Source organism: Actinoplanes sp. CA-252034, assembly GCF_050956125.1.
Classification (GTDB): domain Bacteria; phylum Actinomycetota; class Actinomycetes; order Mycobacteriales; family Micromonosporaceae; genus Actinoplanes.
In genome coordinates, this window is record NZ_CP191846.1 from 8,651,463 (window position 1) to 8,675,077 (window position 23,615).

Genomic DNA, 23,615 nt, shown 5'->3' on the forward strand with positions numbered 1-23,615 from the left:
TGACCAGCCGGAGCCGTCGTTGCGTGCGCAGCTTGTGCCGGAGCTCGGCGCTCGCCCCGCGAAGACCGCCTTCCGGCTCGTCCTCACCCGCCGGGCCCGCCTCCGCGCCACGTTCGGTCAGAACATCAGTGGGTACGCCCGGAGCGCTCGCCTTCGCACCGGCCACCACACGGCCGCTCGCGCCACCGACACCGGCCGGCGCCCCGGGACCGCCGCCCGCACCGCCTCGCCCGGCGCTCGTCTTCCCCGCTCCGGCGCCACCCGCGGTGCCGACACTCGCCGTGCCGACGCCTGCCTTGCCCACCGGGCCGGTACCGGCCGTCCCGGGCTCGCGGCCCACCGACGCCCGTCCGGGCGCGCCCACCGAGGCGGCACCCACGGACGCAGCACCCACCGACGCGGCACCCACGGACGCGGCACCGACCGACGCGGCACCCACGGCACCGGTCGTCGAGCCGCCATCGGGACCGGGGCCGCCACGGCCCGGCACCGTCGCGCCGCCACGTGCTCCGCCCTGACCACCGGGACCCATGTTCTGCCCGCCGGCACCCACACCGGGGCCACCGGCCATGCCGTCATCCGGCCCACGGCCGCCACGACCATCCGGCCCACGACCGGCGCCACCCATCGCCCGCGACGGACCGTCGGGACCGTCCGCTCCACGACCGGGAACGCTCGCGCCGCCCAACGCCCGCGACGGACCGTCTCCACCAGCCGGACCACGACCGGGAACGGCAGCACCACCGGCCGCCCGCGCCGGACCGTCAGCGCCCACCGGACCACGACCGGGAACGCTTGCGCCGCCCAACGCCCGCGACGGACCGTCTCCACCAGCCGGACCACGACCGGGGACGACAGCGCCACCGGCGGCTCGCGCCGGACCGTCAGCGCCCACCGGACCACGACCAGGAACGGCAGCACCACCGGCCGCCCGCGACGGACCGTCTCCACCAGCCGGACCACGACCGGGGACGACAGCGCCACCCATGGCGCGCGACGGGCCGTTCGGGCCGCGGCCGGGCAGGCCCGAAGGCTCCCCGTCCGGACCGGCGTGCGCGGCGCCCATGGCCACGGCCTGGTCGCCGTCCGGGCCGCCACGACCGGCGGCTCCGATCGCTCGTGAGGGCCCACCGTCCGGACCACGGCCCGGCTGTCCTGCGGGGCCGCCACCGGGGCCGGACATACCCGGCCGCACGGCATCCGGTCCACCTCTACCGGACCGAGGGCCGTCAGGCCCGCCCACACCGGATCGAGCGCCGTCGGGGCCGCCCATACCGGACCGCGAACCATCCGGGCCACCCATACCAGGCCGCGAACCATCCGCGCCACCCATACCGCGGGACGGCATGCCTGTCGGGCCGCCGTCGGGGTCTGCCGGGCCTCGGCCCGGTGCTCCGCCGGGGCCGGGACGTCCACGGCCGGGCGCGACGGCACCGGCGGCGCCCATCGCGGCGGCGGGCATGCCGTCCGGACCGGCCGGGGGCCGTCCGGGCACCGCCGCGCCGCCCCGTGCCGGGCCCTGACCGCGAGCCGGACCCTGACCCGGTACGCGAGCCCCACCTCGGGGAGGACCGTCGCCGGGACCGGGCGGGCCGACCGCGGCACGGCCGGGTGCGCCCATCGCCGGTGCGGGACCGCCGCCGGGCGGCAGCGCCTGTGCAGGACCGCCGCCGGGCGGCAGTGCCGGTGCGCCCGCCCGCACGGGACCCGTGCTGTCCGATCGGAGCCCGCTGTGACGGCCGGTGTGCTCCTCCGGCTCGGCCGGGACGGCACCCGGAGCGCCTGGAGCGCCCGGTCCGTCGCCGCGGCCACGCCGGCCGGGCCCTGCCTGCTCGGGCACGGCCACGGCACCGGTGCCCCGGTCCTCGCCGGGCTGCGCGCCACGTCCGCCGCGACCGGGACGCTGAATCACGCCGGAGGTGCTGTCCGCCATCGCTCCGGCACGTCCCGGAACGACCGGGGTACGCGCGCCCTGACGACCCGGGACGACCGGCGGCACCACCGCTGCGGCCCGCACCGGCCGTCCGTCGCCCGGCCCGATACGGCGCGGACCGGGGACGTCCGGTGTTCCGGTGAAACCGCCCGCCTCGGGCTCGTCGGGGTCGGCGCCCTGGTGCGCGTTACGCCGGCGGCGCTCCTCGCTCCGCGTGAGGCCCTCGCCCCCAGGCCGTGCCTGCCCTCCACGACGGACGACGTTCTGGGTGCCGGTCTCCCCGCCGGCCTGCACGAGACCGTGGGCGCCGGTGTCGCTTCCCGTCTGCACGAACCCGTGCGACCCCGTCTCGGTGCCGGCCTGCCCGAAACCACGCGAGCCGCCGTCGGAACCGGTCTGCCCGAAACCGCGCGAGTCCTGGTCGGAGCCCGGCCGCGGGTAACCGCGCGGGTCCTGGTCCGGGCCGGTCTGCCCGAAACCGCGCGGGTCCTGGTCGGGGCCGGGTCGCACGTAACCGTGTGAACCCGTGTCGGAGCCGGTCTGCACGAAGGCATGTGAGCCACTGCCGGACCTCAGCGCGCCGTCCGGCGAACCGTGGCGGCCGGGCCGCTCGGCGCCGGGGCCCGCCGGAGCGGCATGCCCGGGACGGTGCCCGGGGCTGCCGTCGGCGGCGTGGCCCGGACGGCGACCGGGGACATCGTCGGCGGCGTGGCCAGGCTGCCCGCCACGACCGGAATGCCGACCCGTCGGTCCCTCCGCCGTCCCCTCGTCAGCCGGCGCTCGCCGGGCCCGTGGCCTATCGGAACGCTCGCCACCCACGCCGGGCACCGAGGCGGCCCCATACGTGCCGGAAGCACCCCGGCCGCCCTGCTCATAGCCGTTCGGGATGGCCCCGGACTGATGCACGGCGTCGTAGCCGGTGGGAATCGCGCCCGATTGATGCACGGCGTCATAGCCGGTGGGAATCGCGCCCGACTGGTGCACTGCGTCGTAGCCGCTCGGCATCGGACCGGGCTGATGCCCACCGTCACGACCGCCAGGAATCGTCCCCGATCGATGCGCACCGTCTCGGGAACCAGGAATCGGGCCGGACTGGTTCACGGCGTCATAGCCACCCGGGATGGGCCCCTGTTGGCGAATGCCGTCACGACCACCCGGGATCGGACCGGACTGATGCCCGCCGTCGCGGCCGCTCGGGATCGGGCCGGACTGATGCACGGCGTCGCGGCCGCTCGGAATTGGGCCGGACTGGTCGTAGACGTTCGGAATCGGACCCGACTGATGCACGGCGTCGCGGCCGCTCGGGATCGGGCCGGACTGGTCGTAGACGTTCGGGATGGGGCCGGACTGGTGCACTGCGTCGTAGCCACTGGAGACCGGGCCGGTGTGGTGGACCCCGTCGGGACGGCCCGGGGACACCGGGTCCGATGGGCGGAAACGGTCACGCGCGGGAGCACCCGGCGACACCGGCCGGACGCCTGGGCCGGCGGACCGTGCGCCCGGGGAGACCGGGCGTGCGCCGGGCGGCACGTTCCGGCTCAGCGGAAGCTCGGGAGCATTGCCCGACTGCGGCACGACCGCACCACCCGCGGGCGGCTGCCCCGGGAACGTCTGACCGGACTGATCCGGGTTGATCGGCCGGCGGCCGCCACCCGTCTCCGGACCGACAGCGGCACGTCCACCCTGTGGGGGACCTCCACGGCGCGCACCGGGCGGAACAGCGCCAGGCGAAGGTGCACCGGGCGGAAAGCCGGGCGTCCCGTCACCAGGCGGAAAACCAGGAGAGCCGTTACCAGGCGGAAAACCAGGAGAGCGGGCCCCGGGCGGAACAGCGCCGGGCGAAGGCGCACCGGGCGGAAACCCCGGTGAGCCGGAACCGGGCGGAACAGCGCCGGGCGCGCCGGCACCAGGCGGTACGGCACCGGGCGGTACGGCACCGGGCGCGCCGGCTCCGGGCGGAACCGAGCCGGGCGGTCGTTGCCCACCCGGACCCTGGCCACGCCGGCCGCGGCCCTGCTGCTGGTCGAACGGAACCTGCCCCGCGGGCACGCCACCCGGCGGCATCTGACCGGGACCGACCGGGCCCGCAGGCATCCGACCAGGGCTGACCGGCCCCGCTGGCATCTGACCGGGCACCCCCGCACCGGGCCCCGCACCGGGCGGAAGCGCACCGGGCGGCACCGGACCGGACTGAGCGGGCCCCGGCGGCATCCCACCGGGACGCTGCCCCGGCCCGGCATTACCGGACGCGGGCCGCGGCCCACCACGGCCGGGCGGCATCTGACCGACGGGCGGAGCACCGGCCGGCGAACCACCGGCCGGAAGACCACCCGGCGGAAGAGCACCCGGCGGTAGACCACCGGAAGGGTGAGCCCCGCTGCGAGGAGCCCCGGACGGCCCCGAGCCGGGCGAAGCAAGACCGGGCGGCACGGCACCGGGCGGAACAGCACCGGGCGGAACAGGGCCCGGCGGCATGGCGCCGGGCGAGGCCTGAGCGGCTCGGGGCACCGGACCGGATCGCTGCCCCGGCGGCACCTGTCGTCCTCCGGGGCCCTCGCCGTCGGCCGGCCCGTCGCCGGGGAAGCCGTCGTCCGGCTCACCGGGGAAGGCGAAGTCGTCGTGGGGCTCTTCATCCGGACCGGGGGCCCTGCGCCCCGACTTGCTGGTCCGCGCTTCGCCGGGACGGACGCCGGGACCGATCGCCGCGGCTTCCTCCTTGGCCGTGCGCAGGTCGTCGAGCCAGCCGGTCTCCTCGCGCGGGACCTCCTGGGGAACGGCCGGCTGCTCGGCACGGCCGCCACCACGCCCGAAGCGCCGACGGCTCTTACCGCCCTGGCCGGCGTCGTCGTCGGGCCGTTCGGCACCCCGCCCTGTCACCGCTGTTCCTTCCCGGCACTGTCGCCGCTGTCGTCACTGCCCTCGGTGTCACCCTCGGCCGGGTCACGCCCGTCCACTCCGGTGACCCCGTCTCCGCTGCCGGCGGCGTCCGCCCCCGGCTCGTCCGCGGCAGCCGGAGCCTCCGCGACCGGGTCGCTCGCGGCAGCGGAAGCGCTCCCACTCGAGCCGGTCCCGGCCCCGGCCGCGACCGGTCCTGAACCCGCCGAAGACTGTGACTCATTCGCGGCCCGAGCACCACCCGCCGCGCGGTCCGCCGTCTCCGCCGAAGCGGTGACCGGCCCATTCGGCTGTTTACGTGTGGGGCCGAGGCCTCGCACGATCCGGCGAAGTCGCGGCACCCGTTCACCGACGGCGCGTTCGGCGCCATGATCGGTCGGCCGATAGTAGTCGGTCCCGACCAGATCGTCGGGAACATACTGCTGGCGGACCACGCCACGCGGGTCGTCGTGGGGGTAGCGGTAGCCCCGGCCGTGACCGAGCCCCCGCGAGCCCGGGTAGTGGGCGTCACGCAGGTGGGGTGGCACCGGGCCGCCCCGGCCGGCGCGGACGTCGGCCATCGCCTCGCCGAGGGCGATGGTGACGCTGTTGGACTTGGGCGCGGTGGCCAGGTGCACGACGGCGTGGGCGAGGTTGAGCCCGGCCTCGGGCAGTCCCACGTTCTGCACGGCCTGGGCGGCGGCGGTCGCCACGAGCAGCGCCTGTGGATCGGCCATGCCGACGTCCTCGCTGGCGAAGATGACGATGCGCCGGGCGATGAACCGTGGGTCCTCGCCGGCGACGAGCATCCGGGCCAGGTAGTGCAGGGCCGCGTCGGGGTCGCTGCCGCGCATGCTCTTGATGAATGCGCTGATCACGTCGTAGTGGGCGTCGCCGTCACGGTCGTAGCGGACGGCGGCCACGTCGACGGCTTTCTCCGCGGTGGCGAGATCGATCTCGGTGACGTCCTGGGCGAGCGCTGATCCGGCCGCCGCTTCGAGGGCGGTCAGGGCTTTGCGGACGTCGCCGCTCGCCAGCCGTACCAAATGGTCCTCGGCCTCTGAAGTAAGAGTGACGGCGCCGCCGAGGCCGCGCTCGTCGGTGGTCGCGCGCCGGAGCAGGTCGCGGACGTGATCCTCGCCGAGGGACTGGAGGGTGAGCAGCACACACCGGGAGAGCAGGGGCGAGATGACCGAGAAGTACGGGTTTTCGGTGGTCGCCGCGAGCAGGGTGACCGTCCGGTCCTCGACGGCGGCGAGCAGCGAGTCCTGTTGGGTCTTGCTGAAACGGTGCACCTCGTCGATGAACAGCACCGTCGGCGGCCCGCCGTAACGCCGCTCGCGCCGTGCCGTGTCGATCACCGCGCGCACGTCCTTGACCCCTGCGGTCAGGGCGGACATGGCGACGAACTTGCGGTCGGTGGCGTTGGCCACCAGGTGTGCGATGGTGGTCTTGCCGGTGCCGGGCGGCCCCCAGAGGATCACCGACATCGGGCTGGCGCCGGTGACCAGCTGGCGCAGTGGCGCACCGGGCGCGAGCAGATGCTCCTGCCCGATCAGCTCGTCGAGGGACGTGGGCCGCATCCGCACCGGCAGCGGCGCGTCACCGGCCGGCCGGCCGAAGCCGGCGGTCGCGGCGCCGGCCGGAGGCGCTGTCGGAGCATCCGGCGGTGCGAGGGAGAAGAGCCCGTCCGTTTCCATCACAACCGACAGTACCGGCCTTCCGGCATCGATCCGAAACACCGGCGACGACCCTGTGGACAACCCTTCGAGCAGCTACGGGTGCCTCACCGAGAGTGCCGGAAAAGGCTCCGGCCCGCCCCGGGGGAAAGGGCGGGCCGGAGTGGCCTGAGGACTCCCGACCACGGGGAGGTCGGGCCGACGTGGCCGGAGGACCTCCCCGTGAGCGGAGAGCGGAGCCGGGTTTGCGGAGGGCCGGCGGCGGTGACCGCGAGGGTCACCGCGGGCCGGCCGGGGTCAGCCGCGGCCGGGACGACGGCCGTAGAAGCGGCGGCCGCTGCCCGTGCCGGAGGACGCGCGGGGCCCGCTGCCGATGCCCGCCAGGTAGAGGGCGAGCAACAGCAGACCCAGCGACGCCATGGTGGAGAAGTTGAACAGGTCGGGTGCGCCGAAGTTGGTGTCGAACAGGTCGGCGAGCAGGTAGATGCCGAAGACTACGGCGGCGGCGATGGCGAGCATCGGTTCCTCCGGGGGGTGTCAGAGAGCCAGTGACTCGCTGGTACCCGAATGGGAGGGCTCCCGAAACACGGTCGCCGATTTCACCAGATAGAGCGGAGCGGCGGCGGTGAGCACCACCGCTCCGACGAGAATGGCCACCGGCGTCCCCGCTCCGGCGGCGACCGCGGTGAGCACGATCGCGCCGATCGAGAAGCCCGGTGCGGCGACCATCGAGTTGAGCGAGAGCAGGCTCGTCCGGTAGTCCCCTTCGGCCTGCCGGTGCAGCAGGCCGGAGTGCACCGGGTTGGCCGCGCCGTGCACGGCGTAGCAGAGCAGGAACGCACCGATCACCCCGATCGGACCGGCGAACAGGCCCATGCCGGCGACCATCAGGCCCTGCGCGATACGCAGCGTGAACCCGGCCCATCGCGCGCCGACACGGCGCACGAGCAGCGGCACGAGGGCGGCGCCGGCCGCGGAGGCGGCCCAGGCCACCGCGTTGACCGGCCCGATCAGCGGGCCCGCGGCGGTGGTGACCTCGTTGAGCCGCACCGGCATCAGCTTCTCGAAGGTGACCATGCCGAAACTCCACAGGAACTCCACGCCGACCAGTGCCTGCACGACCCGGGACCGGCGGGCCAGGGCCAGCGCCCCGCCGATCGCCACCGGCACACCGCGGAGCGAGGCCACGAACGCGGCCTTTCCGCGAGCGGGGCGACCCTCGGCCATCAGCAGCGCCACCGCGATCGTGCTGAGCAGGCTGAGAGCAAGGGCCATCAGCACGGGTACGGTCAACGCGCTCACCTGTCCGAGCGAGCCGAGGCGGACCGGCCCGAGCCAGACCAGGCCGCCGCTGGCCAGCGCCGCTCCGCCGATCGCCAGGCTGCACGCGACCTCACCACGGCTCAGGCCGGTCTCGATGTCGGCGGCCGGGTCGGCGGCCAGGGACTGATCGACGAACCACGACTCCAGCGGCCCCGAGTCCAGCGCCCGGTAGACGCCCTGCAACAGGTAGGACACGGCGAGCAGCAGAACCGAGTCGGCGGCCGCGAACAGCGCCAGCGCGGCCAGGTTGACCACGCCCGCGGCGAGCAGCACCGGTCGCCGTCCGAGCGCGTCGGCGAGCCCGCCGGTCGGCAGCTCCAGCAGCAGGACGACGAAGCCCTGCACGGCGACGGCGGCCCCGATCTGCGCGATGGTGAGACCCCGCTCCATCGGCAGGAGCACGAGGACCGGGATGAGCAACCCGACCGGGACCCAGCGCAGGCACAGCAGGATCAGGTAGCGGGAGCGGATCTGGGCGAGGCTCACCTGACCTCACCGACCCAGGGCATGGCGCCGTAGAAGAGCAGCACCTGACGGGTGCCGGGCTGCGGGTCGGCCAGCGCGCGGGCACGGTGCCGCTCGATCAGCTCCTCCAGGTCGGCCTGCAGGTCACGCAGCTGCTCCGGGGCCATGGCGAGCGAGTAGTCACCCAGGCCGGAGACGTCTCGCCACTGCTGGGTCTCGGACGGCGCGATCAGCCGCCATGCCTCGACCCGCTGGACCATCTGATTCAGCTGGTACGACTCCAGCCAGTCGACGGCCGCGGCCGCGCCGGGGTCGTCCTCGTAGTCGCTGCGCTGCCAGCTGGACAGCTCGTGCAGGGCCCGCCACCAGCGCTGCCGGCCACTGTCGGCCCGGGCCTCCTCGACGACCAGGCCGGCGTCGGCGAGCTGGCGCAGGTGGTAGCTGGTGGCGCCGGTGTTGGTGGCGAGGGCCCCGGCGAGACGGGTGGCGGTCGCCGGGCCGCGGACCCGCAGCTCACCGAGCAGGCGGATCCGCAGGGGGTGGGCGAGCACCCGGATCTGCCGGGCGCTCAGATGCACCTCGGTCATGCGCTCATCGCTCGTCATAGTTGCACAATAACTGTGCACAGTTTCTATGCACAAGTTCTGTGCATGCACGGCACGAAAAAGGCCGGCGACCCGGGTCGCCGGCCTTCCTCGCCGAGCTAGTTGGAGTGCTGGACCGGTGCCGCCTGCCCGTCCGTGCCCGGCGTGCCCGCCGCGGCCTTCGGTTTCGCGTCGATACCGGCCTCCAGGCGCTGCTGCGCGGTGATCGGGGTCGGCGCGGTGGTCAGCGGGTCGAAACCGCCCCGCGTCTTCGGGAAGGCGATCACCTCACGGATCGACTCGTTGCCGCTGAGCAGCATGCACGTGCGGTCCCAGCCGAGCGCGATGCCGGCGTGCGGCGGCGGGCCGTACTTGAAGGCCTCGAGCAGGAAGCCGAACTTGTCGGCGGCCTCCTCCGGCGTGATGCCGAGCAGGTCGAACACCCGGCTCTGCACGTCGCCCCGGTGGATACGGACCGAGCCGCCGCCGATCTCGTTGCCGTTGACCACGATGTCGTACGCATACGCCAGCGCCTTGTCGGGGGCGGACTCGAAGTTGTCGATCCACTCCTCGTTGGGCGAGGTGAACGGGTGGTGCACCGCGGTCCAGCCGCCGTCGTCCGTCTTCTCGAACATCGGGGCGTCGACCACCCAGCAGAACGCCCACGACGACTCGTCGATCAGGCCGGCCCGCTTGGCGATCTCGATCCGGGCCGCACCGAGGAGCTCCTGGGCCTCGCGGCGCTCGGTCGACGCGGCGAAGAAGACCGCGTCACCGGGCTTCGCACCGACCTGGTCGGCCAGACCGGACAGGTGCTCGGGCGACAGGTTCTTCGCGACCGGGCCCTTGGGCTCGCCGGTCTCGGCGTCGAGGACCACGTAGGCCAGGCCACGGGCGCCGCGCGCCTTCGCCCAGTCCTGCCAGCCGTCCAGCTCCTTGCGCGTCTGGGCGGCGCCGCCCGGCATGACGACCGCGCCGACGTAGCCACCGGCGTCGATCGCACCGGCGAACACCCGGAACGCGGTGCCACGGAGGTGGTCGGTCAGCTCGACCAGCTCCACCCCGTACCGCAGGTCGGGCTTGTCGGAACCGTAGCGGTTCATCGCGTCGGTCCAGGTGATCCGCGGGATCGGCAGCTGGACCTGGTAGTCGGCGAGCTCGCTCCACAGCCGGGAGACGATCTCCTCGCCCAGCTCGATGATGTCCTCCTGGGTGACGAAGGACATCTCGATGTCGAGCTGGGTGAACTCGGGCTGCCGGTCGGCGCGGAAGTCCTCGTCGCGGTAGCAGCGGGCGATCTGGTAGTAGCGCTCCATGCCGGCCACCATCAGCAACTGCTTGAACAGCTGCGGGGACTGCGGCAGCGCATACCAGGTGCCGGGTTGGAGGCGGACCGGGACCAGGAAGTCGCGGGCGCCCTCCGGCGTCGAGCGCGTCAGCGTCGGCGTCTCGATCTCGTTGAAGTCGCGGGCGTGCAGGACCTCGCGGGCGATCTGGTTGGCGCGGCTGCGCAGGCGCAGCGCCTTGGCCGGGCCGGAGCGGCGCAGGTCGAGGTAGCGGTACTTCAGGCGCAGGTCATCGGAGGCGGTGATCGTGTCGTCGACCGGCAGCGGCAGCGGAGCCGCCTCGGAGAGGACGATCAGCTCACTGGCGACCACCTCGATCTCGCCGGTCGCCAGATCCGGGTTCTCGTTGCCGGCCGGGCGGGCGTTGACCTCGCCGACGACCTTGACGCAGAACTCGTTGCGCAGCGCGTGCGCGTCCTCCTCGCGGAACACCACCTGGACCACGCCGGAGGCGTCACGGAGGTCGACGAAGATGACACCGCCGTGGTCGCGCCGGCGCGCGACCCACCCGGCCAGCGTCACCGTCGTGCCGGCGTCGCTCGCGCGCAGAGTGCCGGCGTCATGGGTACGGATCACGGAAACGTCTCCTAACAGAATTCGCGACCTGACAGAGTTCGCGGGGCGCACCCGACATTCTGTCAGGAGCGCCCCGCGCCGCGTGCCACGGGCCGGTCACCGGCCTTACGGAACCCGCCAGGATGTGGCACGCAGGCCGGCGGTGCCGGAGCCGCCGACGTCGATGATCTCCACGAGTACGAGCCCGGCCGGCACCGCCGCGGTGAGCACGCAGACGGCGGCACCCTCCTTGACCTCCACCTGCAGCCCGCGGCCGAGCGGACCGGTGCGGATGGCTCGGTCGCAGTCGGCCGCGTCGGCGTCGGCGGTCACCCGGCTGCTCCCGCCGGCCGCCCCCACGCCGAGGCTGAGCTGCGGCGGCCGGGTCCCGCAGCCGCCGTCGTACCGCAGATCGGCGAGCACCTCGGCCGCGTCCGCCCGCGGCTCGTCCAGGTCCATGTGCAGCACGGCGGCACACGCCACCTGCAGGCGGAGCGGCTCCTTGGCGTACGCCACCGGGTACCGCTCGGGCAGCGACGGCCGGTTCCGGACCGGCTCCGCGGCCACCGGCGCCGGAGCGTGCCGCGGCGTCGCGGCCGCCCGGGTCGCCTCCAGCACCCGCCACGAGAACCATCCGGCGGCACCGGACACCAGCAGCGCCGACAGACTGAACAGCACCGCCATGACGACACCGGGCCGGCGGCGCGCGCGCACCGGCGGGGGTGCCACCGGGGTGTCCCGGGCCACGTTCCCCCGGGCCGCCCGCTCCCGCGCCGCCCGCTCCCGGGCCGCCGCCTCCCCGAGCGGGGCCGCGCGCTCCCGGGGCGCCGCCTCGGCGAACGAGGCCGCCCGCTCCCGGGCCACGGCCTCCCCGAGCGGGTCCCGGCTCTCCTCGCCGCCCAGCGGCTCGGTCGGGCCGTCCGGATAGCCGTGCTCAGGGGCGCGCTGGTGCGGCACCCGATGCCCGGGCACCGCGGGACGCGGCGGGACGGGCGGTCGGTGGGCGGGTTCGCCGGCAGATGCGCGGAATACGGACATGGCGGACTCCAGCGGCGCAGTCGGTGAAAGCGCTCGATCAGCGCTCAACCACCGTAAACACCACCGACCCGGTGGGCCATCCCCCGCGAGGGGACGACCATCCATGAGTACGGCGATCCGCCCGCCGATTCACCCGGCCGCCGCAGTCGACGCCGGAAGTCGGTCACGGCGCCTCCTCAGAAGTAGGTGTGCAGCACGTCCACGACCCGCCGATCCTCGTCGACCAGGGGGATGTCGCGCCACTTGTCGAAGGCGGTGCACGGGTGCGACAGCCCGAAGCGGATCAGGTCCCCGGGGGTCAGGGGGACATCCCCGACGGCGAGGTACGTGTGGTGGTCGTTGAGCTTCGTCACCCGTACCCCCCGTGCCGTCTCGGTGTGACCGTCCGCCCGGCGGACGTCGAGCGGCTCCGGTAACCCCTCGTCGAAGGGCGCGTCGCGTTTGCCCATGCCGGCGATGGCCAGGCCGGGCTCGGGTGCCGAGATCACCTGCGCCCACATCTCCATCGCCGCGGTGAGCGGGCCCTCGGTGGGGACCCGGGTGAACGGCGTCCGCTCGCGGTAGAACCCGTCGTCGTGGGTGACGGTGGCGCCGCTGCGCAGGATCAGCCGCGCCCGGTCGTGGAGGCCGCCGAGCCGTGCCGTGACCCGGTCGAACCAGGCGCTGCCTCCACAGGCGACGATTCCGCGGCCGGGCAGCAGACCGGCCGCGGCCAGCCGGTTCACGCCTTCGGCGAGCTGATCGAGGTACGCGTCCACGCCGTCCTGATCACGCAGCTGGCCCTCGTAGCCGGCCACTCCGGCGAGCTCCAGCCCGGGCGCCGCGGCGACCGCGCGTGCGATGGTCTCCAGCTCGCCGAGACCCCGGACGCCGGTACGCCCGCCGTCGTGCCCCAGCTCGACGAGCACCCGCAGCGGCCCCCCGGTGGCGGCCGCGGCGGCGACCCCGGCGAGCGAGTCGACCTGGAAGAACACGTCCCACCCGGCGGCGCTCTCGGCGGCCAGCCAGCGCAGCGCCACCGGGTCGAGGACCTGGTTGGCGATCAGCACCCGCTCGATGCCGAGCCGCCGCAGCACCAGCGCCTGGTTCGGGGTGGCGACGGTCAGCCCCCACGCGCCGGCCCGCATCTGGGCGGCCAGCAGTCCCGGCGCCATCGTGGTCTTGGCGTGTGGGGCCAGGTCGAACCCGTGCCGCCGGGCGTACGCCGCCATGGTCGCGATGTTCGCCTCCACCGCGTCCCGGCGCAGCACCAGCAGCGGCCAGGTGAAACCACCCGCGAAGATGCTCGGCCGCTCAGCGGCGAGCCGCCCGGGATCGACCTCCCCGTCCGGCACCCAGAAGCCCTTGCTCCGCCAGTCGATCGTCATACCGCCCCCCGGTCGTCACACTTCTCACCATGGTCGACATCGCGCATTCGCCCGGATTCCGCCGCAACGTCGAGCAGACCTGGGGCGACACCGGGCGGACGTGGCTCGCGGAGCTGCCCGCCCTGTCCGCCCGGCTGATGACGGACTGGGAGCTGGCCCGGCCGGGCCGCTGCCACTGAGCATGAACTGGGTCGGCCGGGTCCGCCGCGCCGACGGGACCCCGGCCGTGCTGAAGCTGGGCGTGCCGTCGAGCGGCCATCTCGCCGACGAGGCCACGGCTCTGGAGTGTTTCGGCGGGCGCGCGGCGATCACGGTGCTGGCCCGCGACGACGCCCGTGGCGCGCTGCTGCTGGAGGAGGCCCGGCCGGGTACTCCGGCGGCGGCGCTGACCACCCACGACGACCCGGCGGCGACGGCGGTGCTGATCGAGGTGATCAAGCGGCTGCACCGGCCGGCCCGGACGGGGTGGCGCTGCCCGAGCTGTCCGGGCGCATCGCGTCGTTCCGCCGGCACCTGAGCCGGTTCCCCGGCGACGACCCGCTGCCCCGGCGCCTGGTGGAACGGGCCGCCGGCCTCTTCACCGAGCTGTGCGCGAGCGCGACCGAACGGGTGGTGTTGCACGGCGACCTGCATCACGACAACGTGCTGGCCGCGGAGCGGGAGCCGTGGCTGGCGATCGACCCGCACGGGGTGGTCGGCGATCCGGGCTACGAGATCGGGGCGCTGCTCTACAACCCCGACCCGAACGCGCCGCACGAGCCGGTGCTGAACGCCGCCGAGGCCCGCATCGAGCAGCTCGCCGACGGTCTCGGCATGCCGGTCGACCGGGTGGTGGCGTGGGGTTTCGTGCAGGCGGTGCTCTCCGAGGTGTGGACCTTCGAGGGCGACGGCATGGTCACCACCCGGCCGTTGATGCTGGCCCACCGGCTCCTGCCGATGCTGCCCTGACGTCGGCCCCGGCCCGGTCACGCCTGATCCCCGCGCAGGTCGGCGGTCATCTCGTGCAGCTCGGCGAGCCGGTCGGCCAGCTCACGGGGGTGTCCGGGCGCGCCCGGCCGGGCGTCCCCCGGGCGCGGGCCGGTGAGCGGGCGGTAGTTGACGCCCAGCGCGTCCAGCCGTTCCAGGTGCCCGGGCAGGCGTGCGGCGAAGTCGGCGAAGTCCCGCCCGGCCGGCCCCCACACCACCTCGGCCAGGGCGCACAGCCGGGGGAACGCCATGTACTCGACCCGGCGCAGCGACTCCATGTGCTCGGTCCAGATGTTGGCCTGCACCCCGAGGACCAGCGGCGAGTCGGGCGGCTCGTAGGCGTGGACGTCCTCCAGGGTGAGCAGTGTGCCGACCGGGGTGGGCTCGCCCGGGTCGTCGGACTGCCGATAGTCGAGGTAGAGCTTCACGTCCGGGCAGCAGACGACCCGGTGCCCGGCCCGGATCGCGGCCTCGGCCGGTTCGACGCCGCGCCAGGCGGCGACGACGGCCCCGTCCGGGGCGCCACCGGCCAGGATCTCGTCCCACCCGAAGAGGCGGCGGCCCCGCCCGGCCAGGTGCTCGGCCATCCGTGCGGTGAAGTCGGCCTGCAGCTCACGGCCGCCGGGCCACTCGTCGGTGGGGCACTCGTCGCCGCCGATGCCGATCAGCTCGGACGGGAAGACGTCACAGAGGTGGTCGAGGACCCGGCGGCAGAAGTCCAACGTCTCCGGTGACAGGTTGAGGACGTGGGTGGAGATCCCCCAGCCGGTCCGGACCGGGCCGTCGAAACCGTTGCCGAGCCGGGGGTACGCCGCGATCGCCGCCTGCATGTGGCCCGGCATGTCGACCTCGGGCACCACGGTGACGTGCCGTTCCGCCGCATATTCGACGATCTCCCGCAGGTCGTCGGTGGTGTAGAAGCCACCGTGCGGCTGATCGTCGTAACGGCCGTGGACGCGGGAGCCGAGCATGGTCGAGGAGCGCCACGCGCCGACCGAGGTGAGCCGTGGCCATCCCGGCACCTCGATCCGCCAGCCCTGGTCGTCGGTGAGGTGCAGATGCAGCACGTTCAGCCGGTGAAAGGCGATCAGATCAAGGAACCTCAGGACATCGGGTACGGGCATGAAGTGCCGTGCCACGTCGAGCATGACCCCCCGCCACGCGAACCGGGGAGCGTCCTCGACACGGCCGCACGGGGGCGGTGACCCCAGTCGCGCGAGAGTCTGCCGGCCGTAGAACAGCCCGGCCTCGGAGCCGCCGCGCAGCACGACGCCCTCGGGTGCGAGGTCCAGGACATACCCCTCGGGCGGGACGTCCGGGTCGAGGCGCGCGTCGACGGTGGCGCCCGCGGCGGTGCCGGGCTCCACCCGTACCGAATGAGGCTGGGGAATCAATCTTTGACCGCCCCTCCGAGACCCGCGACGAGGCGGCGCCGGACGACAAGGAAGAAGATCAGCACGGGCAGGGTCATCAGCGTCGACGCGGCCATGATCGCGCCCCAGTCGTTCTCGTCGGGCTTGAAGAAGACGAGCAACGCCATCGGCAGGGTCTGCCGGTCGGCTTCGCTGATGATGAAGGTACGCGCGAACAGGAAGTCGTTCCATGCGTGGATGAAGGAGAACACGCTGGTGGCGGCCAGTCCCGGAGCCACCAGTGGGAAGAGGATGCGCCACAGGACGGTGAACCGGCCGGCGCCGTCGAGCTGGGCGGCCTCGTCGAGCTCGTCGGGGATCGCCTGCACGAAGCCGCGCAGCATCCAGATCGCGAACGGCAGGGTGAACGCGGTGTGCACCAGCACGAGCGAGCCCAGCGTGTTCAGGCCGATCCCGGGCACCACCGCGCCGACGTCACGGACCAGGAAGAACAGCGGGATGGTCAGCGCCTCGATCGGCACCATCTGGGCGATCAGGAAGGACACCAGGATGGTGGTGCGGAACCTGAACCGGAAGCGGGTCAGCGCGACCGCGGCGAGGAAGGCGATCAGCCCGGAGACCGCGACCACGACGAGCGCCACGACGAGGCTGTTGAGCAGGTAGCGACCGAAGTCGTTGACCGCGAGCACACGGCGGAAGGCGTCCAGCGAGGGGGCGAGGGTCCACGGCCGCTGGTCCAGCGACTGGATCTCCCCGGCCGGTTTGACCGCGGCGAGGACCATCCAGTAGATCGGGAAGATCGTGACCAGCGCGATCAGCACCGCCACCGAGTCGAGCACACGTCGTCCGGGTCTCACAGCTGTTCTCCCGACCGGCGCAGCGCCCTGAGGTAGACGACGGTGACGGCGAGCAGGATCAGCATCGTCACGACCCCGATCGCGGCGCCGCGGCCGTACTCGCTGGACGCGAAGGCCTGCTGGTAGGCGTACACGTTGAGGGTGAGGTTCTGCCCGGCCAGGCCGCCGCCCCTGGTCATCACGTAGATCTGGGTGAAGACCTTGAAGTCCCAGATGATCGACTGGATGACGACGATGGCCAGCACCGGCCGCAGCATCGGCACCATGATCCGCCAGAAGGTGCGCCACACGCTCGCGCCGTCGAGGGCCGCCGCCTCCATCACCGACTTCGGGATGGCCTCGATGCCGGCGTAGAGGGTGACCATCACGAACGGGAAGGACGCCCACACCACCACGGCGCCGACCAGGCCGAAGGCGGTGTACCTGTCGTACATCCAGTTGAAGCCCTCGATGCCGAGGAGCTGGTTGACGAAGCCCAGATCGGTGTCGAAGAGGAACATCCAGGTCGTCGAGCCGGAGACGGACGGGACGGCCCATGCGGCCATCGCGGCCAGCGACAGCAGCAGGCGCGGGATCCGGCTGACCCGGGTGAGCAGCACGGCCAGGCCGGCGCCGACCGCGAGGGTGGCGAGCACGCACGCGGCGGCGAAGAGCACCGTGGCCAGCAGCACGTCCCAGAACCGGGAGTCGGAGAACAGCCGGGTGTAGTTGTCCCCCCGACGAACCGGGTCGGCTGCCCGCCGCTGACCTGCGCCTGGGTGAAGTCGAGCACCGAGAGCAGGCCGAGCTGGTACATCGGGTAGAGGAAGAGACCGCCGAGCACCACCGCGGCCGGCAGGAGCAGCCACAGTGGCGCCCGGGTGCGTACTCGGCTCACCTGGTCAGGGCTTCGTCGATCAGTTTCGCGGCCTCGGCGGTGGCCTGGTCGACGCTCGCCTTGCCGGTCGCCACCTTCTCGATCATGGTGGGCAGCACGGCGGAGGCGTCGATCCTGCCCCAGCCCGGGTCGAGTGGGACGAACCTCGTACCGGCGTCGATGGTGTCGGTGAACGGCTTGACGAAGGCGTCCTTGGCGACCACCTCGGTGCCGGCCGACTTCAGCGTCGGCAGGTTGCCCATCGCGTCGTACATCTCGGCCTGGTACTTCCTGCCCGCCAGCAGGGTGAGGAAGTCGGCGGCCAGGGCCGGGCGCTGGGCGTTCCGCATGATGCCGAGGTTGTTGCCACCGGCGAAGGCCGGAGCGATCGAGCCCGCGGCGACGCCGGGCAGCGGGACGACGGCGTACTTCCCCTTGGCCGTGCCCGCGTCGACGGCGGCCCGGTTGAAGTTGCCGAGGATGCCCATCGCCGCCTTGCCGCTCGCGAACAACTCGACGGTCTTGCCGCCGGTCAGGTCGGCACAGTTCTGCGGCGGGCAGTTGTCCTCGGCGATCAGGCCGGTGTAGGCCGTCAGCCCGGCCCGGGACTGCGCCGAGTCGATCGAGGTGATGTCGCCGCCGTGGGCCCAGACGAAGGGCAGGGCGCCGAACGTGTACTTGCCGCCGACCGCGACACCGAACATGTCCGGTCTCGCCGCCCGGACGGCCCGCGCCGTGGTGGTCAGCTCGGTCAGCGTGGCCGGCGGCTTGAGCCCCAGCTCGGAGAAGACGTCGGTGCGGTAGTAGAGCGCCCGCACACCCAGATACCACGGGACGCCGAGCAGTGTGCCCTGGTAGGTGGCACTGGCCTTGGCGTCGGCGGCCAGGTCGGCGCCCTCGTGCCAGTTGCCGACGACCGTGCCGAGGTCGGCGAGACCACCGGCGGTGGCGTACTCGGGCAGGTCGGTGTTGCCGTATTCGACCACGTCGGGGGCGCTGGCCGGATCATTGAAGGCGCCCTTGAACCGCTCGCTGCGGGTGTCCACCGCGATGTACTGGACGTCCACCGTGGTGTCCGGGTGCGCGGCGGTGAACTCGGCGATCACCTTCTTGACCACGGCTTCCTTCGGCCCGCGGTTGGGCTCGTCGAAGAGCCACACCTTGAGGGCGCCGGTCCTCGGGCCGCCGTCGGTCGCGCCGGACGACGGCGCCGAGGTGGAGGGGGCACAGGCGGTGATCGTCAGAGCAAGTGCGGCAGCCGCCGCAAGTCGCAGTCTCATCGGCACTCGCAGTCTCATCAGCGAACCAGGTTCGTTAATAGTTCGTATTCGATGCGCCCCAGAGTGCGGCCGCAAGCAGGCCACCGTCAAGACTTGACCGTTCGCGGTTGGTCGGACACGCTACGACGGCAATAACGAACCACTTGGGAACGAGACGGGAACGGCATGATCGGTTTGGTGGTGCACGCCGGGCACCGGGCACGCTTCGCCGACGCGGCACGCACCCTCACCGGTGTCGAGTTCGCCTGGGCCGTCTACGAGCGCGAGGACGAGATCCGCGACCGGGTGTCCGGGCTCCTCCGCGAGCACCGGCTCGACGGGCTACTCCTCGGCCTCGCCCCCTACGCCAGGGCCCGCGACCTGCTCCCCGCCGACCTGCCCGTCACCGTCACCCGCTCGGCCGCCCTCGACCTGGCGCTGGCCTGGGCCCGCGCCCGCGGCAACGGATGGCCCGCCACCCCGGTCAGCATCGACACCTTCACCACCGAGACGATCGACGAGGTGGCCGCCGCCCTCGACCTCGACCGGACGGCGATCTCGGCGCTCCCGTTCGACCCCGACCAGCCGATCGGCGAGGTCGTCGACTTCCACCGCGAGCACCTGGACCGCACCGGCGCGCCCTACGTGATCAGCGTCCGCATGGGCGTGGCGGCGGCTCTCGACGGCCGTACCGCCGTGCTGCACGCCCTCGCTACGCCCGGCACCATCCGCGCCGACCTGCACGAGCTCGCCCTCCGCGTGCACCGCAAACGGGCCGACGGCCAGCGCTTCGCCGCCGCGCTCTTCCTGGTCACCGAGCCCGCGCAGAGCGGCAACCCGGACCGGGCCCGCGCCGGGCTCCAGCACCTGCTACTCAACACACCCGAGCTCGCCGACGCCTGGATCGACAACCGCGGCGCACGCGGGGTGCTGGTCTTCGCGCCGGCGGCCCTGTTCGAGAGCGTCACCCAGCACTGGGTCGGCCTGCCCGTCCTGGCCGAGGCACGCGAGACGCTCGGCGTCCGGGCCGTCGCCGGGTTCGGCATCGGCGCGTCCGCCCGGCTCAGCGTCGCCCTCGCCGAACGTGCCGCGGCCCGCGCCGAACAGGACGCCGACCCCGGCGCCTACCTGTTCACCGGTGACGGGATGACGATCGGCCCGATGGGCGCGACGGCCGCCCCGCTCACCTACACCTACCGCGAACACGGGGAGATCGAGCGCCTCGCCGGCCGCGCCGGGCTCAGCCCCGCCACCCTCTCCCGGCTCGCCGCCATCGAACGCCGGCTCGACGGCCAGCCGCTCTCCCCCGCCGAGTTGGCCCGCACGCTCGGCATCACCGACCCCAGCGGGCGACGGCTGATCCGCAAACTGACCAGCGCCGACCTGGTGATCGAGACGGGCAGTGCGCAGGAGAGCCGCAAGGGCCGCCCCACCCGGTTGTACCGGCTCGCCATCACACCGGCCCTGGAGGCCGCCCGGTGACCTGGGACCTCCTGTTCACCGGCGGCACACCCGGCGACGTGGCCGTCCGGGACGGCCGGATCGCCGCGATCGGCGACCTGCGGCGTACCGCCCGCACCGTCGTCGACGTGACCGGCTGCCTGCTCACCCCGGGCCTGATCGACCTGCACACCCATGTCGGCCCCGGCTACTGGGGCATCGACCCCGACCCGGTCGCCTGGCGCACCGGCGTCACCACCTGGGTCGACGCCGGATCGGCGGGCGCCTACACCGCGGCCGGCCTGCGTGCCGTCGCCCGCAACGCCTCGGTGCGGGTCCACGCGCTGCTCAACATCTCCGCCGTCGGGCTGGCCGGGCGCACCGGCGAGAGCCGGGACCTCGCCAACTGCGACGTGGCCCTGGCCATCGACACCATCCAGGCCGACCGGGAGCTCTTCCACGGGGTCAAGGTGCGCATCGACTCCGAGACGGTCGGCGCCAACGGGGTCGAGCCGCTGCGCCGCGGGCTCGCCGCCGCCGAGACGTGCGGGGTCCCCCTCATGGTCCACATCGGCACAGCGCCGCCCGCCCTCGACGAGGTGCTCGACCTGCTGCGACCCGGTGACCTGGTGACCCACTGCGCCAGCGGGATCGCCGCGCCGCTCGGGCCGGCGGTCCGCGACGCCGCCGCGCGAGGAGTGCTGCTCGACCTCGGACACGGCTCCGGCGGCTTCGCCTTCGACGTCCTGGAGGCGCAACTGGAGGCGGGGCTGCGCCCCTACACGATCTCCACCGACCTGCACGCCCGGTCGCTGCACGGCCCGGTCTTCGACCTGCCCACCACCATGGCCAAACTGCTCGCCTGCGGTGTCACGCTGCCCGAGGTCATCGCGGCGGTCACCGAACACCCGGCCCGGGCGCTGGACCTGCCCGGCGGTTCCCTCACCGTCGGCGGCCCCGCCGATATTGCGATCTTCGAGGTACGGGCGGAGCCGCTCACCGTCGTCGACGCGCACCGGCAGACCCGTGTCTCCCCGGTAAGGCTGGTCAACCGGGCGACGTACGTGTCCGGCCGTCCCCTGCCACCCCGGCTGCCCGACGCCCCGGCGCCGTGGATCCCGCTCACCGGCGCGCAACGGGCCGCCCTGTCCCGCCGCGAACACGACATCCGTGCCCTGCTCGCCACCCCGCTCGTGGACGTGGACGGGCTGGCCGAACAGTTCCCCAGAACCGAACCGAGGAGTTCCTGATGCCCAAGCGCGCTGTGATCACCGACAAGGCGGCCCCGGCCGGTGGCCCGTACTCGCACGCCGTAGTCGCCGGCGACACCATCTACCTGGCCGGCGCGATCCCGGCCCTGCCCGACGGCACCCGGGTGACCGGCAGCTTCGCCGAGCAGGCGCACGCGGCCTTCCGCAACCTGGCCGCCGTCGCCGAGGCGGCCGGGGCGAGCCTCGACGACGCCGTCCGGGTCGGCGTCTACCTGCGCGACTTCGACGACTTCCCGGAGATGAACGAGATCTACCGCGAATACCTCAAAGGCGAGCACCTGCCGGTACGCACCACCCTGCCGGTCCCGCTGGTCGGCTTCGACATCGAGATCGACGCCGTTCTCTACACCGGCCCCTGACACGTCGCGGGTAACCGGGCGCTCTCCTGGGTAGAGGGACATCCATGCCTCACACCGGAGAGTTGCTCGGCGGACGTTACCGGCTCGACGATCGGATCGGCGCCGGTGGCATGGGCGAGGTGTGGCAGGCGACGGACACGGTGCTCGGGCGGGCGGTCGCGGTGAAGACGCTGCTCGCCGACCGGGCCACCGATCCCGGTTTCCAGCGGCGGTTCCGCCACGAGGCGCAGGCCCTCGCGGCACTGCGCCATCCGGGTGTGGTTCCGGTCTACGACTTCGGGAACACCGCGGTCGAGGACGCCTACCTGGTGATGGCCCGGGTCGAGGGGCAGCCGCTGAACCGGATGCTCGCCGAACGCGGGCGCCTGTCCCCCGCAGAGACCATGTCGGTGGTGGCGCAGGCGGCCCAGGCCCTCGAAGCGGCACACGAGGCGGGGATCGTCCACCGGGACGTCAAACCCGGCAACCTGCTCATCGAAGCGGACGGCACGGTGGTGCTCGTCGACTTCGGGGTGGCGCGGTCCGCGCACTCCGCCACGGTCACCGGCGCCGGCGAGGTCGTCGGCACCGCCCTCTACATCGCGCCGGAACAGGTCTCCCAGCATGTGGCCGGGCCACCGGCGGACGTGTACGCGCTGGGCGCCCTCGCCTACCACTGCCTGGCCGGGCATCCGCCGTTCCAGGGCAACAACCCGATCGCGATCGCCCTGCAGCACCTGGAGGACGAGCCGCCGGAACTGCCGGGAGACGTGCCGCCGGCGGTCCGTGACCTCGTCCGTACCGCCCTGTCGAAGCGGCCCGAGGACCGTTTCGCCTCGGCCGGAGTCATGGCCGAGGCGGCGTACTCGGCGGGCGCCTCGGCGGCCGGCGGCACCGGATCGCCGACCGGAACGGCCGTCACCGGATCGCCGGCCGGAACCGGCGCTGTCGGATCGCCGATCGGAGCGGGCACCATCGGATTCCCGGCCGGAGCGGACGCCATCGGCTCGGCGGGCGGAACCGGCGCCATCGGCTCGGCGGCCGGGGCGGACGCCATCGGATCGCCGGCCGGGGCGGGTGAAGACCTCGCCGCCACCCGGGCGGGATCGCCGTGGATCGGTGCCCTCGGGATGCAGCCGCTCGACGAAACCTCGATCAACTACGCGCTGGATCACACCGCGCCGGGCCCGGCCGTCGGGGACGCGACCGAGGCGGACGCCACCGGAATCCCCCGGCAACGGCCGGCACCCTCCGCCGGCGCGACCGGTGCCGGTGTCGCCGCCGGTGGGGCGGGCGCGGCGGGTGCCGCGGGTGCGGCGGGCGTCGCCGCGGGTGCGGCCGGTGCGGCCGGTGTCGCCGCCTCAGCGAACCGGAACGCCGACGCCGCAGCGGCCCTGCCCACGGCGGCCGGTGGCACCGGGACGACGACCCGGCCGGCGGCTCCCGAACGGACCTCGCCCGGCGCGCCGGGCGGTGCCACGACTGACCGCCGCCGTCCCCTGGCGCTGCTCGTGCTGGCCGCGGTCGTCCTGTTGGGCGGCCTGGGGGTGCTGGTGGCGACCGATCCGCTCGGCTGGTTCGCCGACGAGCCGAAGCCGGCCACGGGCGTCCCCGCCGCGCCGGTGAGCTCCGGACCGCGGTCGGCGGGCGCCCCGGCCGGCGGCGGAAACGGCGAGAAGGCGACGACCCGGCCGGAGCGGACCACCGAGACGGACGACGACGACCGTCCGACGAGCGCGGCGGCGACCACCCGGCCGGCCGAAGCGGCAACCACCGCCCCGACCGCGACGGCGACCACCGGCGACACCGCCACGCCGACGCAGACGACCACGACCCCACCGGAGACCGGCGAGCCGGAGGACGACGAGACCGAGCCGGGCGCAAACGACGGCGGTGCGAACGACGGTGGAAACCAGGCCGCCGACAACGAGGCCGCCGGAAACCCGGCCGGCTGACCCGGCGCCGGGGCCGTCATCCCGGCACCGCGCCGCCGAACCCGGGCCGCCGAAAACCAGGCCGGCCGACCCGGCGCCACGCCGCCGAATCAGGCCGCCGAAAACCAGGCCGCCAAAACCGGGCCGGCCGACCCGG

21 protein-coding genes are annotated in these 23,615 nt (G+C 73.8%); 10 read left to right on the forward strand and 11 right to left on the reverse strand.

Annotation, left to right across the window (positions count from 1 at the left end; genetic code table 11):
* The first annotated feature begins 19 nt into the window (after positions 1-19).
* The 3 genes from ACQPZW_RS39180 to ACQPZW_RS39190 all read left to right on the forward strand — a co-directional run bounded on the left by ACQPZW_RS39180 (position 20) and on the right by ACQPZW_RS39190 (position 4,288).
* The gene (locus tag ACQPZW_RS39180; RefSeq protein WP_433791071.1) at positions 20-1,123 is read left to right on the forward strand and encodes a hypothetical protein; all 1,104 of its coding nucleotides are present in this window, start codon (positions 20-22) and stop codon (positions 1,121-1,123) included.
* 609 nt (positions 1,124-1,732) lie between these two features.
* Positions 1,733-2,455, forward strand: a complete 723-nt coding sequence (locus tag ACQPZW_RS39185) for a hypothetical protein (RefSeq protein ID WP_433791072.1) — start codon at positions 1,733-1,735, stop codon at positions 2,453-2,455.
* 1,455 nt (positions 2,456-3,910) lie between these two features.
* Positions 3,911-4,288, forward strand: coding sequence for a hypothetical protein (locus ACQPZW_RS39190; RefSeq protein WP_433791074.1), 378 nt, complete (start codon positions 3,911-3,913; stop codon positions 4,286-4,288).
* Between the two features lie 518 nt (positions 4,289-4,806).
* On the opposite strand, the gene ACQPZW_RS39195 is transcribed toward ACQPZW_RS39190, so the two are convergent.
* From ACQPZW_RS39195 to ACQPZW_RS39225, 7 genes are all read right to left on the reverse strand, one after another.
* Positions 4,807-6,507 carry a replication-associated recombination protein A gene (locus tag ACQPZW_RS39195; protein ID WP_433791075.1) on the reverse strand — a complete coding sequence of 567 codons (1,701 nt, stop codon included), beginning with the start codon at positions 6,505-6,507 and terminating at the stop codon, positions 4,807-4,809.
* Positions 6,508-6,783: 276 nt separating this feature from the next.
* Positions 6,784-7,005: a hypothetical protein gene (locus ACQPZW_RS39200; RefSeq protein ID WP_433791076.1), complete on the reverse strand. Its 222-nt coding sequence runs from the start codon at positions 7,003-7,005 to the stop codon at positions 6,784-6,786.
* Between the two features lie 18 nt (positions 7,006-7,023).
* Positions 7,024-8,295, reverse strand: coding sequence for an MFS transporter (locus ACQPZW_RS39205; RefSeq protein ID WP_433791077.1), 1,272 nt, complete (start codon positions 8,293-8,295; stop codon positions 7,024-7,026).
* Positions 8,292-8,879: an ArsR/SmtB family transcription factor gene (locus ACQPZW_RS39210; protein ID WP_433791078.1), complete on the reverse strand. Its 588-nt coding sequence runs from the start codon at positions 8,877-8,879 to the stop codon at positions 8,292-8,294. Before ACQPZW_RS39210 ends, ACQPZW_RS39205 begins: the two co-directional genes overlap by 4 nt.
* A gap of 98 nt (positions 8,880-8,977) precedes the next feature.
* The gene (gene aspS, locus ACQPZW_RS39215) at positions 8,978-10,780 is read right to left on the reverse strand and encodes an aspartate--tRNA ligase (protein ID WP_433791079.1); all 1,803 of its coding nucleotides are present in this window, start codon (positions 10,778-10,780) and stop codon (positions 8,978-8,980) included.
* A 105-nt stretch (positions 10,781-10,885) separates the two neighbouring features.
* On the reverse strand, positions 10,886-11,797 hold the full coding sequence (locus ACQPZW_RS39220) for a hypothetical protein (RefSeq protein WP_433791080.1): 912 nt from the start codon (positions 11,795-11,797) through the stop codon (positions 10,886-10,888).
* A gap of 176 nt (positions 11,798-11,973) precedes the next feature.
* Entirely contained in the window at positions 11,974-13,164 is a 1,191-nt protein-coding gene (locus ACQPZW_RS39225; protein ID WP_433791081.1) for an alanine racemase, read from the reverse strand.
* Between the two features lie 29 nt (positions 13,165-13,193).
* Between ACQPZW_RS39225 and ACQPZW_RS39230 the strand changes: the two genes are divergently transcribed.
* Genes ACQPZW_RS39230 through ACQPZW_RS39240 form a run of 3 tightly spaced genes read left to right on the forward strand, consistent with a single transcriptional unit; the run spans position 13,194 to position 14,112 of the window.
* A complete protein-coding gene (locus ACQPZW_RS39230; protein ID WP_433791082.1) occupies positions 13,194-13,343 on the forward strand; it encodes a hypothetical protein in 150 nt (49 codons plus the stop codon).
* A gap of 2 nt (positions 13,344-13,345) precedes the next feature.
* Positions 13,346-13,681, forward strand: a complete 336-nt coding sequence (locus ACQPZW_RS39235) for an aminoglycoside phosphotransferase family protein (protein ID WP_433791083.1) — start codon at positions 13,346-13,348, stop codon at positions 13,679-13,681.
* Complete coding sequence (locus ACQPZW_RS39240; protein ID WP_433791084.1) at positions 13,630-14,112, forward strand: aminoglycoside phosphotransferase family protein; 483 nt, start codon at positions 13,630-13,632, stop codon at positions 14,110-14,112. Before ACQPZW_RS39235 ends, ACQPZW_RS39240 begins: the two co-directional genes overlap by 52 nt.
* 17 nt (positions 14,113-14,129) lie before the next feature.
* Here ACQPZW_RS39240 and ACQPZW_RS39245 read toward each other — a convergent pair whose 3' ends face one another.
* The 4 genes from ACQPZW_RS39245 to ACQPZW_RS39260 form a co-directional block, all read right to left on the reverse strand.
* A complete protein-coding gene (locus ACQPZW_RS39245) occupies positions 14,130-15,497 on the reverse strand; it encodes a beta-N-acetylhexosaminidase (protein ID WP_433791085.1) in 1,368 nt (455 codons plus the stop codon).
* Positions 15,498-15,520: 23 nt separating this feature from the next.
* Positions 15,521-16,360 carry a carbohydrate ABC transporter permease gene (locus ACQPZW_RS39250; protein WP_433791086.1) on the reverse strand — a complete coding sequence of 280 codons (840 nt, stop codon included), beginning with the start codon at positions 16,358-16,360 and terminating at the stop codon, positions 15,521-15,523.
* Positions 16,357-17,031, reverse strand: a complete 675-nt coding sequence (locus ACQPZW_RS39255) for a carbohydrate ABC transporter permease (RefSeq protein WP_433791087.1) — start codon at positions 17,029-17,031, stop codon at positions 16,357-16,359. Before ACQPZW_RS39255 ends, ACQPZW_RS39250 begins: the two co-directional genes overlap by 4 nt.
* A 202-nt stretch (positions 17,032-17,233) precedes the next feature.
* A complete protein-coding gene (locus tag ACQPZW_RS39260; protein WP_433791088.1) occupies positions 17,234-18,496 on the reverse strand; it encodes an extracellular solute-binding protein in 1,263 nt (420 codons plus the stop codon).
* A gap of 165 nt (positions 18,497-18,661) precedes the next feature.
* Here ACQPZW_RS39260 and ACQPZW_RS39265 point away from each other — a divergent pair, with 165 nt between their 5' ends.
* From ACQPZW_RS39265 to ACQPZW_RS39280, 4 genes are read left to right on the forward strand one after another with little or no spacing between them, the layout of a single operon-like run.
* Positions 18,662-19,957 (forward strand): MarR family transcriptional regulator, encoded by a 1,296-nt coding sequence (locus ACQPZW_RS39265; protein ID WP_433791090.1) that lies wholly within the window; start codon positions 18,662-18,664, stop codon positions 19,955-19,957.
* The gene (locus ACQPZW_RS39270; protein WP_433791091.1) at positions 19,954-21,165 is read left to right on the forward strand and encodes an amidohydrolase family protein; all 1,212 of its coding nucleotides are present in this window, start codon (positions 19,954-19,956) and stop codon (positions 21,163-21,165) included. The genes ACQPZW_RS39265 and ACQPZW_RS39270 overlap by 4 nt, the downstream gene beginning before the upstream one ends.
* Positions 21,165-21,545, forward strand: a complete 381-nt coding sequence (locus tag ACQPZW_RS39275) for a RidA family protein (RefSeq protein WP_433791093.1) — start codon at positions 21,165-21,167, stop codon at positions 21,543-21,545. Before ACQPZW_RS39270 ends, ACQPZW_RS39275 begins: the two co-directional genes overlap by 1 nt.
* Before the next feature lie 44 nt (positions 21,546-21,589).
* Positions 21,590-23,479, forward strand: a complete 1,890-nt coding sequence (locus ACQPZW_RS39280; protein ID WP_433791094.1) for a serine/threonine-protein kinase — start codon at positions 21,590-21,592, stop codon at positions 23,477-23,479.
* Positions 23,480-23,615: the final 136 nt, after the last annotated feature.